This window comes from Streptomyces sp. XM83C (genome assembly GCF_023072675.1).
GTDB classification, from domain to species: Bacteria; Actinomycetota; Actinomycetes; order Streptomycetales; family Streptomycetaceae; genus Streptomyces; species Streptomyces thermocoprophilus.
Genome location: NZ_JALLGL010000144.1, coordinates 1 through 15,726, shown reverse-complemented (window position 1 = coordinate 15,726; position 15,726 = coordinate 1). Strand labels below are relative to the sequence as shown.

Annotated in this window: 10 protein-coding genes and 1 tRNA gene; 8 read left to right on the top strand and 3 right to left on the bottom strand. The window is 73.1% G+C overall.

Features of this window, described 5'->3' with window-relative positions; genetic code table 11:
* The first annotated feature begins 248 nt into the window (after positions 1-248).
* Together MTQ10_RS17545 and MTQ10_RS17540 are read left to right on the top strand one after the other, a co-directional pair.
* The gene (locus MTQ10_RS17545; protein ID WP_247469145.1) at positions 249-2,282 is read left to right on the top strand and encodes an SPFH domain-containing protein; all 2,034 of its coding nucleotides are present in this window, start codon (positions 249-251) and stop codon (positions 2,280-2,282) included.
* 75 nt (positions 2,283-2,357) lie between these two features.
* Positions 2,358-7,295, top strand: coding sequence for a DNA repair ATPase (locus MTQ10_RS17540; protein WP_247469143.1), 4,938 nt, complete (start codon positions 2,358-2,360; stop codon positions 7,293-7,295).
* Between the two features lie 367 nt (positions 7,296-7,662).
* On the opposite strand, the gene MTQ10_RS17535 is transcribed toward MTQ10_RS17540, so the two are convergent.
* Complete coding sequence (locus MTQ10_RS17535) at positions 7,663-8,568, bottom strand: LysR family transcriptional regulator (protein WP_247469142.1); 906 nt, start codon at positions 8,566-8,568, stop codon at positions 7,663-7,665.
* Between the two features lie 227 nt (positions 8,569-8,795).
* Here MTQ10_RS17535 and MTQ10_RS17530 point away from each other — a divergent pair, with 227 nt between their 5' ends.
* Entirely contained in the window at positions 8,796-9,500 is a 705-nt protein-coding gene (locus MTQ10_RS17530) for a type 1 glutamine amidotransferase domain-containing protein (protein ID WP_247469140.1), read from the top strand.
* A 77-nt stretch (positions 9,501-9,577) separates the two neighbouring features.
* Here MTQ10_RS17530 and MTQ10_RS17525 read toward each other — a convergent pair whose 3' ends face one another.
* Positions 9,578-10,441: a helix-turn-helix transcriptional regulator gene (locus tag MTQ10_RS17525; RefSeq protein WP_247469138.1), complete on the bottom strand. Its 864-nt coding sequence runs from the start codon at positions 10,439-10,441 to the stop codon at positions 9,578-9,580.
* A 192-nt stretch (positions 10,442-10,633) separates the two neighbouring features.
* Here MTQ10_RS17525 and MTQ10_RS17520 point away from each other — a divergent pair, with 192 nt between their 5' ends.
* The 5 genes from MTQ10_RS17520 to MTQ10_RS17500 all read left to right on the top strand — a co-directional run bounded on the left by MTQ10_RS17520 (position 10,634) and on the right by MTQ10_RS17500 (position 15,418).
* Entirely contained in the window at positions 10,634-11,692 is a 1,059-nt protein-coding gene (locus tag MTQ10_RS17520) for an aldo/keto reductase (RefSeq protein ID WP_247469137.1), read from the top strand.
* Positions 11,693-11,825: 133 nt separating this feature from the next.
* Positions 11,826-12,236, top strand: a complete 411-nt coding sequence (locus tag MTQ10_RS17515) for a hypothetical protein (protein ID WP_247469135.1) — start codon at positions 11,826-11,828, stop codon at positions 12,234-12,236.
* A gap of 91 nt (positions 12,237-12,327) precedes the next feature.
* On the top strand, positions 12,328-13,485 hold the full coding sequence (locus MTQ10_RS17510; protein WP_247469133.1) for a peptidoglycan recognition protein family protein: 1,158 nt from the start codon (positions 12,328-12,330) through the stop codon (positions 13,483-13,485).
* A gap of 75 nt (positions 13,486-13,560) precedes the next feature.
* Positions 13,561-14,169, top strand: a complete 609-nt coding sequence (locus MTQ10_RS17505; protein WP_247469132.1) for a hypothetical protein — start codon at positions 13,561-13,563, stop codon at positions 14,167-14,169.
* Positions 14,170-14,506: 337 nt separating this feature from the next.
* Positions 14,507-15,418, top strand: a complete 912-nt coding sequence (locus tag MTQ10_RS17500) for a hypothetical protein (RefSeq protein ID WP_247469131.1) — start codon at positions 14,507-14,509, stop codon at positions 15,416-15,418.
* Between the two features lie 83 nt (positions 15,419-15,501).
* Here MTQ10_RS17500 and MTQ10_RS17495 read toward each other — a convergent pair.
* Positions 15,502-15,575 (bottom strand) — tRNA-Gly (locus MTQ10_RS17495).
* Positions 15,576-15,726 lie beyond the last annotated feature (151 nt).

The window sequence follows — 15,726 nt, the reverse complement described above, 5'->3', positions numbered from 1 at the left end:
CTCGGGACGGGCGCGGCCCGCTCGCCGGCCGCGCCCGTCCCGAGCCGCCCGGCTCCGGTCCCGCACACCCCGGACCGCCCGGACCGTCCGGCTCACCCGCCCGGCCCGGACCACCCGGCTCGCCCGCCCGGTCCCGTCCGTCCCGGTCGTCCCGTCCGTTCCCGGCAGGTCCGGCACACACCGGCCCCGCCCACCCGGTCGCCGACCCCGCCTCCTACGCCCTCCCTGATCCCTGAAGGACGTATGCCATGACTGTCATCGGCGCGCTCGCCGCCGTCTTCCTGCTGCTCGTCGCCGTCGTGCTGTTCGTCGTGTCCAAGCTGTTCCGCAAGGTCGAGCAGGGCAAGGCACTGATCGTCTCCAAGATGCGCAAGGTCGACGTGACCTTCACCGGGCAGGTCGTGCTGCCGGTGCTGCACAAGGCCGAGGTGATGGACATCTCGGTGAAGACCATCGAGATCACCCGGGCCGGCAAGGAAGGCCTGATCTGCCGCGACAACATCCGCGCCGACATCCGCATCTCGTTCTTCGTCAAGGTCAACAAGACCGTCGAGGACGTCATCAAGGTCGCCCAGGCCGTCGGCACCCAGCGCGCCAGCGACCAGCGCACCCTCCAGGAGCTGTTCCACGCCAAGTTCTCCGAGGCGCTGAAGACCGTCGGCAAGCAGATGGACTTCACCGACCTCTACACCAAGCGTGAGGAACTGCGGTACCGGATCATCGAGGTCATCGGTGTCGACCTGAACGGCTACCACCTCGAGGACGCCGCGATCGACTACCTGGAGCAGACGCCGATCGGCCAGCTCGACCCGGCCAACGTCCTCGACGCCCAGGGCATCCGCAAGATCACCGAACTGACGGCGGTCGAGCACGTGCGCACCAACGAGGCGCAGCGCACCGAGGAGAAGGAGATCACCCGGCAGAACGTCGACGCCCGCGAGGCGATCCTGGAGCTGGAGCGCCGGCAGGCCGACGCGGAGATCAAGCAGAAGCGGGAGATCGAGACCGTACGGGCCCGCGAGGAGGCCGAGACGGCCCGCGTCGTCGAGGAGGAGCGGCTGCGCGCCCAGTCCGCGTTCCTGCGCACCGAGGAGCAGCTCGGCATCCAGCGGGAGAACCAGGCCCGTGAGGTCGCGGTCGCAGCGAAGAACCGCGAGCGGGTCATCGCCGTGGAGAACGAGCGGATCGAGAAGGACCGCCAGCTGGAGGTCATCGCACGGGAGCGGGAGACGCAGCTGACGCAGATCGCCGCCGAGAAGGAGGTCGAGGCGGAGAAGCGGCAGATCGCCGAGGTGATCCGGGAGCGGGTCGCCGTGGACCGCACGGTGGCCGAGCAGGAGGAGGCCATCAAGAAGCTGCGGGCCGTGGAGGAGGCCGAGCGGGAGCGGCAGGCCGTCGTCATCGCCGCGGAGGCGGAGGCGCAGGAGAAGCTCGTCAAGGACATCAAGGCCGCGGAGGCCGCCGAGCAGGCCGCCGTGCACCGCGCCGCCGAGGAACTCACCCTCGCCGAGGCCCGGCTGAAGAGCGCCGACCTGGACGCGCAGGCCAAGCTGCGGCTCGCGGAGGCCGTGCAGGCGGAGGCCGCCGCCGAGGGCCTGGCCGCCGTGCAGGTACGCGAGAAGGAAGCCGACGTCATCGAGAAGGCCGGCCGTGCCGAGGCCGAGGCCACGCAGGCGCGGCTGCGCGCGGAGGCCGAGGGCGCGCGGGCGAAGGCGCTCGCGGAGGCGCAGGCCATCGGCGAGAAGCTGAAGGCGGAGGCCGAGGGCCTCACGGAGAAGGCCGCCGCGATGGCCGCCCTCGACGAGGCGTCCCGCGCCCACGAGGAGTACCGGCTGCGGCTGGAGGCGGAGAAGGACATCCGGCTGGCCGGGCTGGAGACGCAGCGGCAGATCGCCGAGGCGCAGGCCACCGTGCTCGCGACCGGGCTGGAGAACGCCGACATCGACATCGTCGGCGGGGAGTCCGTCTTCTTCGACAAGCTGGTCGGCGCGATCTCCCTCGGCAAGGGCGTCGACGGGTTCGTGGAGAACTCCGACACCGCCCGCAAGCTGGCCGGGCCGTGGCTGGACGGCACAGCGGACTTCACCGACGACCTGGGCCGCATCCTCGGCGGGGTCTCCACGGCCGATGTGCGGAACCTGACCGTGTCCGCCGCGCTGATGAAGCTGATGAACAGCGGCGGCCCCGACAGCGCCCGCTGGAAGACGCTCCTCGACAAGGCCGGCGAGCTGGGCCTCGCCGACACACCGCTCACCGCGCTCAACGGCACGGCCCGAGCCTGACGACCCGTGGGCCGGGAGCCGCCGCACAGGGGACGGCGGCTCCCGGCCCACGCCCGAGGAAAGGACGCACGATCCATGACCTCCGTCCTGGAGACGGGCGCGTACGACACCGCCGACACCGGCACCTACGAGGTGCTCCGCGACCGTCTCACCGCGCAGGTCGCCGAACTCGCCCGCCGCGCCGAACAGCTGGACGCCCGCCGCACCGAGGAGTTCGGCACGGTCCGGCTCGGCCTGGACCGCACCGAGCGGCTGCGCACCGAGCACGCGGCCGTACTGCGCGACCTGGTCGCCGTCGGTGACACGCTCCTCGTCGGCAGCAGCGACACCGCCGGGCTGGACGGCGAACCGGACGTGGCGCATGTGCTGGAGCTGCGCGACCGCGCCCTGGCCCCGCTGGGCGCCGACGCCGTGCCGGGACTGCTGGACGACCCGGAGTTCGTACGGGAGTTCACCGCCCTGCACCGCTACTACCGTCAGGCCCGCCTGCTGCGGCTGCGCCGCGTCGGCGACCGGCTGCTGGCGGTGTTCCGCACCGGTGAGAAGGCCGAGGACATCCGCGTCCTGCGCTGGGCGCTCACCGCGGACGGGCGGGTGCGGTTCCTCGACGCGCGCGGTGAACGCGACGACGTCTTCCCGCCGTCCCACGACGTCGACTGGATCCGCACCACCCGCGAGGACCACGTCCTCGGCGGCGCCCGGCCCGCCGTGCGCATCCAGGACGCGATCCTCGTTTCGACCGTCGGCGGCACCCTCACGATCGCCGACGCCGGCGACGAGGAGCCCGCCGAGCTGTACGGGGAGCCCGTCGACGAGCCGTTGCAGTCCCTCGCCGACGCGGAGATCGCGCACGCCCGGGTCGGCGCGCTGATCCTGCTGCGCGTCCTGCCCTACAAGGAGGACACCGAGCGGTACTTCGTCTTCGACACCCTCACCCGAGGTGTCGTACGCCTCGACGGCATCGGGCAGGCCTGCCGCCGCCTCCCCGACGACCGCGGCGTCGTCTTCCCCGGCGGCTACTGCCTGGCCGGCGGCACGCACAAGACGTTCGACGTGGACACCACCGGTCTTCGGTTCGAGGCCGAGCTGCGCTCCCCGTACGGGGAGGACGTGCTGTACGCGTTCCGCTCCCCCACCGGGGCGCACTGCCTGCTGCTGTCGTACCACACCGTCCGCGAGGAGGTCGCCGCCCCGCTGCCCTGCACCGGCTGGGCCCGCTTCGACGACGGCACCCTGATCGTGCTGCGGGAGGACGGCGACGAACCGGCCCGCGTGCACCCGCTACAGCTGTGGACCAGCCCGTACGCCTCCGACACCTGGGCCGCCGCCCAGCCCGTCGGCGAGGGCGCGCTGGCCCGCGTCGGCAACGCCGACCTGGTCCGCGGCATCGCCGACTGCCTGTCCCTCGCCCGCACCGCCGCCGAGACCACACCGACCGGCGAGATGTACACGGCCCTCGTCGCCGCCTGCGTGCGCGCCGCCGACACCCATCACTGGCTGGGCGAGGCCGACCTCGGCGATCTGCGCACCCCGCTGGACGCGGTGCGGGACACCGCCGAGCAGGTCCTCGCCGAGTTCGACACCGTCCGCACCCTCACCCGGCAGGCCGCCGACGCCGTCGACGAGGCCGCCGAACGGCTCGCCGCCGTGGTGCGCCGGCTGCGCGGCGAGACCCCCCGCGACGCCGCCGCGTGGGTGACCGGACTGACCGAACTGCGCCGCGCCCAGGGCCATCTGCTCACCCTGAAGGACCTGCGCTACGCGGACACCGCCCGCATCGACGACCTCGCCGAGCGGGCCGCCGCCGACCTGGACGCGTTCGGGCACCGCGCCGTCGCCTCCCTCGACCGCGACGACGCGTTCGCGCCGCAGCTGCGGGAGCTGGCCGGCCTCGCCGACGACGCCGAGCGGATCGACGCGCTCGTACAGGCCGAACCGCTGCGGGAGCGCATCGACGAACTCGCCGCGCGGATCCGCACCGTCACCGAGGTCGTCTCCGGCCTGGACATCGCCGACGCCACCGTCCGCACGTCCGTGCTGTCCCGCACCGCCGAGGTCCTCGCCGCCGTCAACCGGGCCCGCGCCCTCCTCGACACCCGCTGCCGCACCCTGCGCGACAGCGAGGGCCGCGCCGGGTTCGCCGCCGAGTCCGGCCTGCTCGGACAGCACATCACCGGCGCGCTCACCGCCGCCGGCACCCCCGACGAGTGCGACGAGCAGCTCGCGTTCGTACTGAACCGGCTGGAGGAACTGGAGTCCCGGTTCGCCGAGTTCGACGACTTCCTCGCCGAACTCGCCGACAAGCGGGCCGAGGTGTACGAGGCGTTCGCCGCCCGCAAGCAGAACCTCCTCGACGCCCGCGCCCGCCGCGCCGAACAGCTCGCCGACGCCGCCGCCCGCGTCCTGGACGCCGTCACCCGCCGGGCCGCGACCCTGCCCGACGAGGACGCCGTCAGCACCTGGTTCGCCTCCGACCCGATGGTCGCCAAGGTCCGCCGCACCGCAGAGGAACTGCGCGGACTCGGCGACAGCGTGCGCGCCGAGGAACTCGACGGCCGGCTCAAGGCGGCCCGCCAGGAGGCACGGCGGGCGCTGCGCGACCGGGGCGAGCTGTACGGCGACGACGGCCGCACCATCCGCCTGGGCGCCCACCGGTTCGCCGTCACCACCCAGCCCCTCGACCTGACCCTCGTCCCGCACGGCGACGGCCTCGCCTTCGCGCTGACCGGCACCGACTACCGCGCCCCCGTCACCGACCCCGCACTGACCGGCACGGGCGCCCTCACCGACCGGCGGCTGCCGTCGGAGTCGCCGCAGGTGTACCGGGCGGAGCATCTGGCGGCACGGCTGCTGCGCGAGCACGGCGCCGACGCGCTGGCCTCGGCCGGTGATCTGGCCGTGCTGGTGACGGAGGCGGCGAGGGAGGCGTACGACGAGGGCTACGAGCAGGGCGTCCACGACCACGACGCCACGCTCATCCTCACCGCGCTGCTGCCCCTGTACGACAAGGCCGGCCTGCTGCGGCACGAGCCGGCCGCGCGGGCCGCCGCCCAGCTGTACTGGGCGCACGGCATCGACGAGGAGCGGCGGGCGGTGTGGACGCGGCGCGCGGTGTCGATGGCGCGCGCCCGCGACACGTTCGGTCTGGCGCCCGCCATCGCCGACCTACGGCGGGAGCTGGCCGCCGCGATCGGCGGACCGTACGCGGACGCCGCGGCCGAGTACCTCTTCGACGAGCTGACGACCGGCCCCGACGGGTTCGTCCTCGCCGCCTCCGGCCGCGATCTGCTGGACGGCTTCCGCCGCACCGTGGACGGCGCCGCGTTCGACGCCGATCTGGCCGCCGTCGACGACGACGCCGCGCGCCGCCAGCTCGCCGAGGCCTGGCTGTCGGCGTACGCCCACGCGAACGGGCTCGACGTCACCGACGGCGACCTGGCCGAGGCGGTCGCGGCGGTGCTCTGCCCCGGCCTGCCGCGCCATGTGTCGGACGCGGTACCGGAGACCGTCGTCGAGGGCCTGCTCGGCACACACCCGCGGATCAGCGACCGGCGGATGCCGCTGCGCGTGGACGAGTTCCTCGCCCGCACACGCCGGTTCGCCGACGAGGACGTGCCCGCGTTCCGCGAGTTGCAGCGGCGCCGTACCGCCCTGGTCGCCGCCGAACGGGCCCGGCTGCGCCTGGACGAGCTGCGCCCCCGTTCGCTCGCGTCGTTCGTGCGGGGCCGGCTGGTCGACGAGGTGTATCTGCCGCTGGTCGGCGACAGTCTCGCCAAGCAGCTCGGCACGGCCGGCACCGCCAAGCGCACCGACACCGGCGGTCTGCTGTTGCTCGTCTCGCCGCCCGGCTACGGCAAGACCACGCTGATCGAGTACGTCGCCGACCGGCTCGGACTGATGCTGGTGAAGGTCAGCGGCCCGGCCCTCGGTCACGGTGTCACCTCGCTCGACCCGGCGGAGGCCCCGAACGCCACCGCACGCCAGGAGATCGAGAAGATCAACTTCGCGTTGGCGGCCGGCAACAACACCCTGCTGTACCTGGACGACATCCAGCACACCTCGCCGGAACTGCTGCAGAAGTTCATCCCGCTGTGCGACGCCACCCGACGCGTGGACGGCGTGTGGAACGGCGAGCCCCGCACCTACGACCTGCGCGGCAAGCGGTTCGCGGTGGTCATGGCCGGCAACCCCTACACCGAGTCCGGGGCCCGCTTCCAGGTGCCGGACATGCTCGCCAACCGCGCCGACGTGTGGAACCTGGGCGATGTCCTCACCGGCAAGGAGGACGCGTTCGCGTTCAGCTTCCTGGAGAACGCGCTCACCTCCAACCCGGTGCTCGCGCCGCTCGCCGGGCGGGACCGGGCCGACCTCGACCTGTTCGTGCGGCTCGCCGAGGGCGACTCGACGGCCCGGCCGGACCGGCTCACGCATCCGTATGCGGCGGCGGAAGCGGAACAGATCGTGTCCGTGCTGCGGCATCTGCTGCGGGTGCGGGAGACCGTCCTCGCCGTCAACGCCGCGTACATCGCCTCGGCCGCGCAGTCCGACGCGACCCGCACCGAGCCGCCGTTCCGCCTCCAGGGTTCCTACCGCACCATGAACAAGATCGCCCAGCGGATCCGGCCCGCCATGAACGACGCCGAGGTCGCGGCCGTCGTCGACGACCACTACACCGCCGAGGCGCAGACCCTCACCGGCGGCGCCGAGGCCAACCTGCTGAAGCTGGCCGAGCTGCGCGGCACGCTCACGCCGGAGCAGCGCGCGCGGTGGGCGGAACTGAAGGCGTCGTACGTCCGCACCCAGACCCTCGGCGGGGCCGAGGAGGACCCGCTGGTCCGCGCGGTCGCCGCGCTCGGTCTGCTCGCCGACCGGGTGGCGGCGGTCGAGGCCGCGATCACACGGGCCGCTGATCCACGCATGCTGCTGGCGCTGCCGCGGGAGCGGGGCGCGGGAGGCCGGGACGGGCTCGGGCACGGCCGGGTGGACGGGCGGGTGGTGGACGGTATGCGGTAGACGGCCGGGGGCTGCTCGGATCCCGTGCGCGGGGATTGTGTGCGGTATGCGGTATTTCGTATACGGCATGAGAGGTCATGAGAGGCGCGGGGCGGGTGGGCCGGAGCCGAAGCCGGACGGAGATCCGCTCACCCCGGCTGGGTGAGGCGACCGGTCGTGGCCGGCCCGGAGACTGGACGGCGTGCACGGCGTGGGCGGTGGCCCGCCCTGGCCGGCTTCGCCGCCGCGGCGCGGCTGCCCCGCGCGCCGACGCCCGCCCCGTCCGCCCCGGAAGGGGCCCCGCTCAGCCCGACGCCGGCACCGGGACCCCGTACGGGGGCGTGACCGCGCCCCCTCCGGGGCCGATCAGAACGTCACGGGGGCCCGGTCACAGCGGCCCCCAGTCGGCGGCCTGGTCGACGAGGTGGGCCCGTACCCGCTGGACCGGCGGCGGCAGGGGTCCGGTGCGGGTGACGAGGTAGAGGGTGTTGAGGGGCGGGACCGGGCTGCGGTGGAGCTGTTCCAGGGCGCCGGAGCGGAGGGCGGGTTCGGCGAGGTAGCGGGGCAGGACGGAGATGCCCGCGTCGGCCGCCACCGCGGTCAGCACCGCGCGCAGATCGGGTACGACGACCGCCACCGGGTTCGGGGGCCGGCGGCCGAACTCGCTGCGCCAGTACCGGCGGATGATCGGCAGCTCGGCGGCGTACGTGACGAGCGGGAGGTGGGCGAGGGCGGCGACCGGGTCGTCCTCCAGCAGGTCCGGATCGACGGTACGGGCCGCGGTGGGGGCGCCGACCAGCACGAACTCCTCGTCCACGTACGGCATCGCGGTCAGCCCCCGCAGCGTCGGCGGCGGCCGGACCGACGACACCACCAGGTCGAGACGTTCCTCCGCGAGGAGGGTGAGCAGCGGCTCGGCCAGGTCCAGGGTGAGCTTCACGGTGAGGCCGTGCCGGGTCAGCGGCGCCAGCGCGGGCAGCAGGCGGGCGCCCGCGAACTCCGCCGCCGACCCGAGCCGTACGGTCCCGCGTACGGCGTCCTCGTCGTCGGTGCGCAGTGCCTGGCGCAGGCCGTCGAGGTGGGGGCCGACCCGGCGGGCCAGTTCATGGGCGCGGGGAGTGGGCTCGGCGCCGTTGCGCGAGCGGGTGAACAGCGTGCCGCCCACCTGCTCCTCCAGCCGTACGAGCTGCCCGCTCACCGCCGGCTGCGACAGGCCGAGCGCCTTGGCCGCGCCCGTCAGCGAGCCGCGGCGGTAGATCTCCAGGAACGTCGCGACCAGATCCAGGTCCTTCACACAAGCGACGATACATAAGGGTTCTTATGGATGCGGGGTGCTTGTGTCGGGTCCGGCGATGCACGCTGGGGGGCGTCCCGAACGGTCCCGACCGGCCCAGGAAGGACGGTCCCGACCGGCCCAGAACAGTCCTGAACGGTCCCGAACGATCTCGATCGGTCCGCACAGCAGGGCCGGGGCAGTCCCGAAAAGCCGAACCCCCTGTACACGAGGACGTGACAACCCCCATGGCACAGATCCTGATGATCCTCTCCGCCGCCGACACACTCACCCTGGCCGACGGCAGCAGCCACCCCACCGGCTACTGGGCGGAGGAGGTCGCCGCGTCGCACAAGGTGCTCACCGAGGCCGGGCACACGGTGCGCATCGCCACGCCGGGCGGCGCGCGGCCCGTCGTCGACCCGATCTCCCTGGACGAGCGCGGCGGTGTGGAGGCCGCCGACGCCGCCGAGTTCAAGGCGTACCTGGAGTCCATCGACGCGGACCTGTCCGCCCCGCTCGACCTGCCCGCCGTACGCGCCGCCGACCACGACGCCCTGTACCTGCCCGGCGGTCACGCCCCGATGGCCGACCTCGCCGGCGACGCCCGCCTGGGCGCGCTGCTCGCCGACGCCGACGCGCGCGGGCGGATCGTCGCAGCGCTGTGCCACGGTGTCGCCGGGCTGCTCAGCGCGACGAAGGACGACGGCGGTTTCGTCTTCGCGGGGCGCGGTCTGACCGTGTTCACCGACGAGGAGGAGCGGCAGGGCGGGCTCGGCGACCGTACGCCGTGGCTGGTGCAGAGCAGGCTCGCCGAGCGGGGCGCCGTCGTGAAGCCGGGCGCGCCCTGGTCCGACACGGTCGTCGTGGACGGCAACCTGATCACCGGTCAGAACCCGCAGTCCAGTGTGTCGACGGCACGCCGGGTCGTCGAGGCGCTGGCGAGCGCCTGACCGCCGCGTGACCGGCCGGAACGGCCGCCCGACGGTCGGCCTGACGGGCCGCCTGACCGGCGGCCGACGGGGCTGCCTCAGCCGTTGGCCGGTACGCGCCGGCCGGCCCACGCGGCCAGCAGCCGCAGCCGGGTCTCGGAGGGGGAGCCCTCCTGCACGGTGTACGCGATCAGCGCCTGGTCGGGGTCGTCGGGCAGACGCAGCGTCTCGTAGCCGAGGTCGAGTTCACCGACGACGGGGTGCCGGTAGACGTACCGCCCGTGCGTCTTGTCCTTCAGCCGGTGCTCGGCCCACGCGGTGCGGAACTCCGGGCTGGCCGCGCAGAGTTCGGCGACCAGTTCCGCCGTGGCCGGGTCGCCGGGGTGGCGGGCCGCGTCGAGCCGCAGATACGCCGCCACGTCCCGCAGCTTGCCCGGCCAGTCGGCGTACAGCTCGCGCATGCCCTCGTCCAGCACGACGAGGCGGGCCTTGTTCCGCATACGGGGCGGCAGCGCCCCGAAGTCGGTGATCAGGGCGGCGGCGAGGCCGTTCCAGGCGAGGACGTCGGTGCCCCGCCCGACGACGTACGCCGGGACCTCGAAGGCCGCGTCCAGCAGACGCCGCAGACCCGGCCGCACCCGCTGCGGTGCCGTGTCCTCGCCGGGCGCGGGGCCCGGCCAGGGGCGGGCCAGCCGGTACAGATGCTCCCGCTCCACGGGGTCCAGGCGCAGCGCGCGGGCCACCGCGTCCAGGACCTCCTCGGAGAAGTGCAGCGTGCGGCCCTGCTCCAGCCGTACGTAGTGATCGACGCTCACCCCCGCCAGCCGGGCCAGTTCCTCCCGGCGCAGCCCCGGCACCCGCCGCCGGCCCCCGTAGTCCGGCAGCCCCAGCTCCTCGGGCCGCAGCCGGGCCCGCCGGGAGCGGAGGAACTCGCCCAGCTCCGCGCGTCGGTCCAGAGTCATGCGGGCCAGTATTCCGGGCGGCCGGCGCGGGCCGCCACGCCTCAGCCTGGTCACGCCGTGCCCAGGCACACGCTGCCGCTGGGCCCGCCCGTGCCGTGTCGGCGACGGTGGGGACACGACGACGCGGGAGCGCACCGGACCGCAAGGCCCGTCTGCTCTCCGCGCTTTCACCCTCACTGGAGCGACGACGACATGAACGTGACGACCTCTCTCCCGACCCGCCCCCTCGGCACCACCGGTATGCACATCAGCCGGGTCGGCTTCGGCTCGTGGGCGGTGTCCGGCGCCGGCTGGCGGTTCGGCTGGGGCACCACCGACGACGCCGAGTCGATCGCCGCGATCCGGCACGCCGTCACCTCCGGCGTCAACTGGATCGACACGGCGCCCGCGTACGGGCTCGGCCACTCCGAGGAACTCGTCGGCAAGGCCGTCGCGGGCCTGCCGGAAGCGGAACGGCCGTACCTGTTCACCAAAGCGGGGCTGGTTCACGAGGACGGCGACCCGCAGGGCGTACCGCTGCGGACGATGAGACCGGAGAGCGTACGGCGCGAGGTGGAGGACTCGCTGCGCCGCCTCGGCGTGGACCGTATCGACCTGTACCAGGTGCACTGGCCGGACACCGGCGAACCCCTCACCGCGGTGGGGGAGGGCCCGGCCGAACCCTCCCCGAACGCCACCCCGCTGGAGGAGTACTGGCAGGTGATGGCCGACCTGAAGGCGGAAGGGAAGGTACGGGCGATCGGCCTGTCCAACCACAGCCCCGACCTGCTGGAACGCGCCGAGAAGATCGCCCACGTGGATGTCGTGCAGCCCCCGCTGTCCGCGATCAACCGCTCTGCGGCACCCGAGATCGCCTGGGCGCACGCACACGACACCGGCGTGATCGTCTACTCGCCGCTCCAGTCCGGCCTGCTCACCGGCGCGTTCTCCGCCGAGCGCGTGGCGGCGCTGCCCGCCGAGGACTGGCGCACCGGCCACCCCGACTTCACCACCCGGCTGGACGCCAACCTCCGCCTCGCCGACGCGCTGCGCCCCGTCGCCCGGCGGCACGGCGCGACCGTCGCCGAGGCCGCCGTCGCGTGGACGCTGGCCTGGCCGGGCGTCACCGGCGCCATCGTCGGCGCCCGCAACCCCCGCCAGGTCGACGGCTGGCTCGGCGCCGGCTCCCTGCGGCTGACGGTGACGGACCTGGAACACATCACCGACGCGATCCGGGAGACGGGCGCGGGGACGGGACCGGCACGGGCGTGAGGGGCCGGGCGTGAGGGGCGCCGCCGTACGACCTGGGCCGACCGGGGCGCCTGTGACGGGGGTGCGGGCGGTCCTCGGTTCGGGTCGCGGTGCCACCGGGCGCGGGTCGCCCGCGCGCCCGCGTTGCCAGGTGGTGGCCGGTCGGCCAGGCGGTCGCGCGCTCGCCCTGCGGGGCGTGCCGGTGCCGGTGCTGCGGGTGCGGGACCGGGTCGACGAGCGCGGCAGGACATCGATCCACGCCGCCGACGACGGCGACGGCCGTACGCCACTGCTGTGGGCCCGTGCGAAGGCGGTGGACGGCGAGGCCGACCCGGTGCACGGTGCCGCCGAGCCTGAGGAGGCCGCGCCGGACACACGGCTCCACGAAGCGGTCCTGTACGGCGCCCCGTACGAGGGAGGCGAACTGGTGCTCGGCACCACCGACCGTGAGGGCCACCCGGCGGTCGTCCGCGCGACGGGCGCGGTGCGCGTGGCCCCGAGCGGGCAGCGTCCGGCGCACGACTGTCGCCCGAACGTAGGGGACCGTACCCCCACCCGGCCCTGACACGGTGTCGGCAAAGGGGCGGGCCCGCTCCGTCTTGTCAGACTTCCTGCTCGTCGTACCGCACCACTCTCGACGAGCGAAGGAGACGCGGATGGGGAGCGCACCGCGCTTCGCGGCGGCAGTGCTCACGGGCCTCCTGCTGGCCCAGGGCACGTTCACCGCATCGGCACACGGCCGGGACGCCGACACCACTCCACCGCCGCCCACCCCGCGCAGCGAGGTGCACACGCTGCGGTTCCTGCCCGGCGGCACGGACGTCTTCCACGCCGACACCGAGACGTTCAGCATGCTCGGCGTCACCTGGGACGACCCGAACGCCCCGCTGCCCGGCACCCTGGAGGTCCGTACACGCTCCGTGGACACGGACGAGTGGTCCGAGTGGACGCCGCTGGACGCCGACGACAGCGCCGGTGACGCCGAGGCGCGCCGGGGCGGCACCGACCCGCTGTGGGTCGGCGCGTCGGACGGCGCGGAGGTCCGCTCGATCGACGGCGACGACATCGTGCACGGCCTGCCGGAAGGGCTGCGCCTGGACCTCATCGACCCCGGCCGTGCCACCACCGCGAGGCCTCTGCCCGCACCCCAGGCGTCCTCCGGGACGTCACCGGCGGCGGGCGCCCCGAAGCCGGCGATCGTGACCCGCGCCGGATGGGGCGCCGACGAGTCGATCAGCCCGGCGAGCCCGGTCTACACGGCGAGCGGCGCGATCAAGGCGGCGGTCGTCCACCACACCGTCGACTCCAACAACTACACGTGCGCCCAGGCACCGAGCGTGATCCGCTCGATCCACGCGTACCACGTGCGGCAGCTCGGCTGGCGGGACATCGGCTACAACTTCCTCGTCGACAAGTGCGGCACGATCTACGAGGGCCGCAAGGGCGGCGTGGACAGGGCCGTCCTCGGCGCGCACGCGTACGGCTTCAACTCGCAGACCACCGGCATCGCCGTACTCGGCACGTACACCTCGACGACCCCGCCGGAGGCCGTGCTGAACTCGGTGGCGGCGGTGGCCGCGTGGAAGCTCGGTAAGTACGGCATCGACCCGACCGGCACGACGACGCTCACGGCGGGCGCGGACGGCGGCAACTACTTCCACAAGAACTGGAAGCTCGGCGCGAAGCTCACCTTCCCCACGATCCACGGCCACCGCGACGGCTACAACACCCAGTGCCCGGGCGACAAGCTGTACGACAAACTCCCCACGATCCGCACCAAGGCAGCGACCCTGACAGCCAAGAACCACCTCTGACGACAGCATTCCGCCGACCGCCCCGACGCCCTCCGCATGCCCCCGGAGGGCGTCACCGTCATTACGGTCGTCCTCATGCCACTGACGCCCGAAGAGTTCTACGACCACGCCCGTACCGCCGCAGACGGTGAACTGCGCCTGCCGCTGTCCCGCATGACGGAGTGGGACAGCAGCCCGTTCGAACGCGACGGCCTGCGAGTGGCACCGCTGCGCCCACCGCAGCTGCCGGAACCACCGCGACACGGCGAGGACCCGGCCGCCTGCGACATGTGCCGCAACCGGCACGACGATGTCTGGCACGACGACCGCTGGCGTCTGACCCGGTCGGACGGGGTGGGCATCCCGCTGGCCCTGATGCTGCTCCCGAGGGACCACTTCGACCTCGCTGACCTGCCGGACGACATGGCGGCCCAACTGGGCGTCCTGACCACGCACATCGCCCGCCATGTGGAGGCCCTCCCGCACATCGGCCGCGTCCACGTCCACCGCGTCGGCGACGGCGCCGCCCACCTGCACATCTGGTTCCTGGCGCGCCCCGAGGGCCACCTCCAACTCCGAGGCTCCTGGCTCCCCGTATGGGACGACCTGCTGCCGCGCTACCCGACCGAACCGGCGGAGAGGGACGCGACGAGGGTGGCAACAGCGCTGACGGAGTCTTACGGGGGAACCTGCCGGCAGGGGTGACGCGACCCCGGCGTCGACAGGCAGCCCGGAACCGCCGCGGCGCCTCACACGCGTCGGGGCCTCAACGGCTCGCTCCCCGGGTGAGCCCCCCGCAATACGGCCGTGACCGCCCTCACGAGGTCGACGGCTGCGGCGCTGCGGCGCTGAACGCTCCCGGCGCAGACGCCGTGATGGTGCAGCACGTACACGGCGGTCAGTGCTGGCTGCACGGCTCGGATCAGCGGACCGTTGTCGGACGCCGGCTTCACGTGCCAGGCATGCGTCACGTCGCTGAGTCTGCGCGGAGCCCTGCGAGTGATCATGTTCTCGCTGCCTTCGAGCGCACTGGGATGCCTTGGTGTTCTGCGACAGGGTCACGGTGCTGGGTGACGTGTCCGCGTCCCTGGACATCTGTGTCCAGGAGTCCGTGCAACCGCCCCTCAGCGAGCGCGACCTGGCGTCCGCCTTCGCCCGGGCGGCAGGCACCGTGGTTCTCTTCCCCGCCGAAGAAGCGCCGCCGAGCGCGTACTGGCTGGCCAGGGAAGACGGTCTGGTCACGCGAGCACGCCTGTACGGTTCCGATGACGAACCTCGTTACACGATCGACCGGGTGGAGGATCCCGTCGGCCGACTGCCGCATGTCACGGTGGCCCGGATTCCGGAAGTGGTATGCGAACTGAAGATCGCAACGCCACTCGCCGACGCCTTCGCCGCGAACTCGCGACGCATGCACCCGGACGAGGCCGGCACGTTGGGATCGCCGGCCTGGACGGCGAGCGATCGCCTCGGTGCGTGGGAAAAACTCGTCCGCCAGATGGAAGCCGCGTGGGCGCCTTCCGGTTGGTATCCCCCGGACCTCTACGGTGAACGACTCGAAGTGCGCGACGAACTGGAGCAGGTGCGCACTCGACTCCCGCAGGACCTTACTGTCTTGCTCCGGGACTCTCTTGCGTCTCTGGACGCCCTCTTCGTCGAGCTGACAGTCGATGACACCGGCGGTCTGCTATCCGCAAGGAGCTTCTTCCGGCGGAGGGCGCCGCTTCGTCCCACGGATGGTGGTGGGACCGCCGCCCTGAACCTCTGCCCTGGTGATACGACGGACCGGTGGCGCCGACCGCGGTCCAGCCTGGCCGGACCCGGTCTTGAGACGTTCCGGGAGTGCCTTCGGCTCCGGGATGCGCCGATGGCGCTGCGCGATGCGGTACTGCGCGACCTGCCGGAAGCTGGGGCTTCTGCGCGCCGGTTTCCACCACCGCCTCTTCGGGCCTGACCACCTTCACCCACAGGCTTGCCGGTGAGCTTGCTGATCAATCGCACAAACAAGGCCCAGGTCTCTGACCTGGGCCTTCGCTCTGGAGCGGGTGACGAGAATCGAACTCGCGCTCTCAGCTTGGGAAGCTGATGTTCTACCATTAAACTACACCCGCGTAAGTCGCCGACGCCCCCATCGGGTGGTGTCGGAACCGTCGCCCACTGTACCGCATCTCAGGCTCCCGGTGTTCAAGGTCGGGGGCCTCTGTTGTTTTCCGGGGGTGGGGATACGGGCGGTCCCTTATCCACATTTCCGAGCCCACGAGA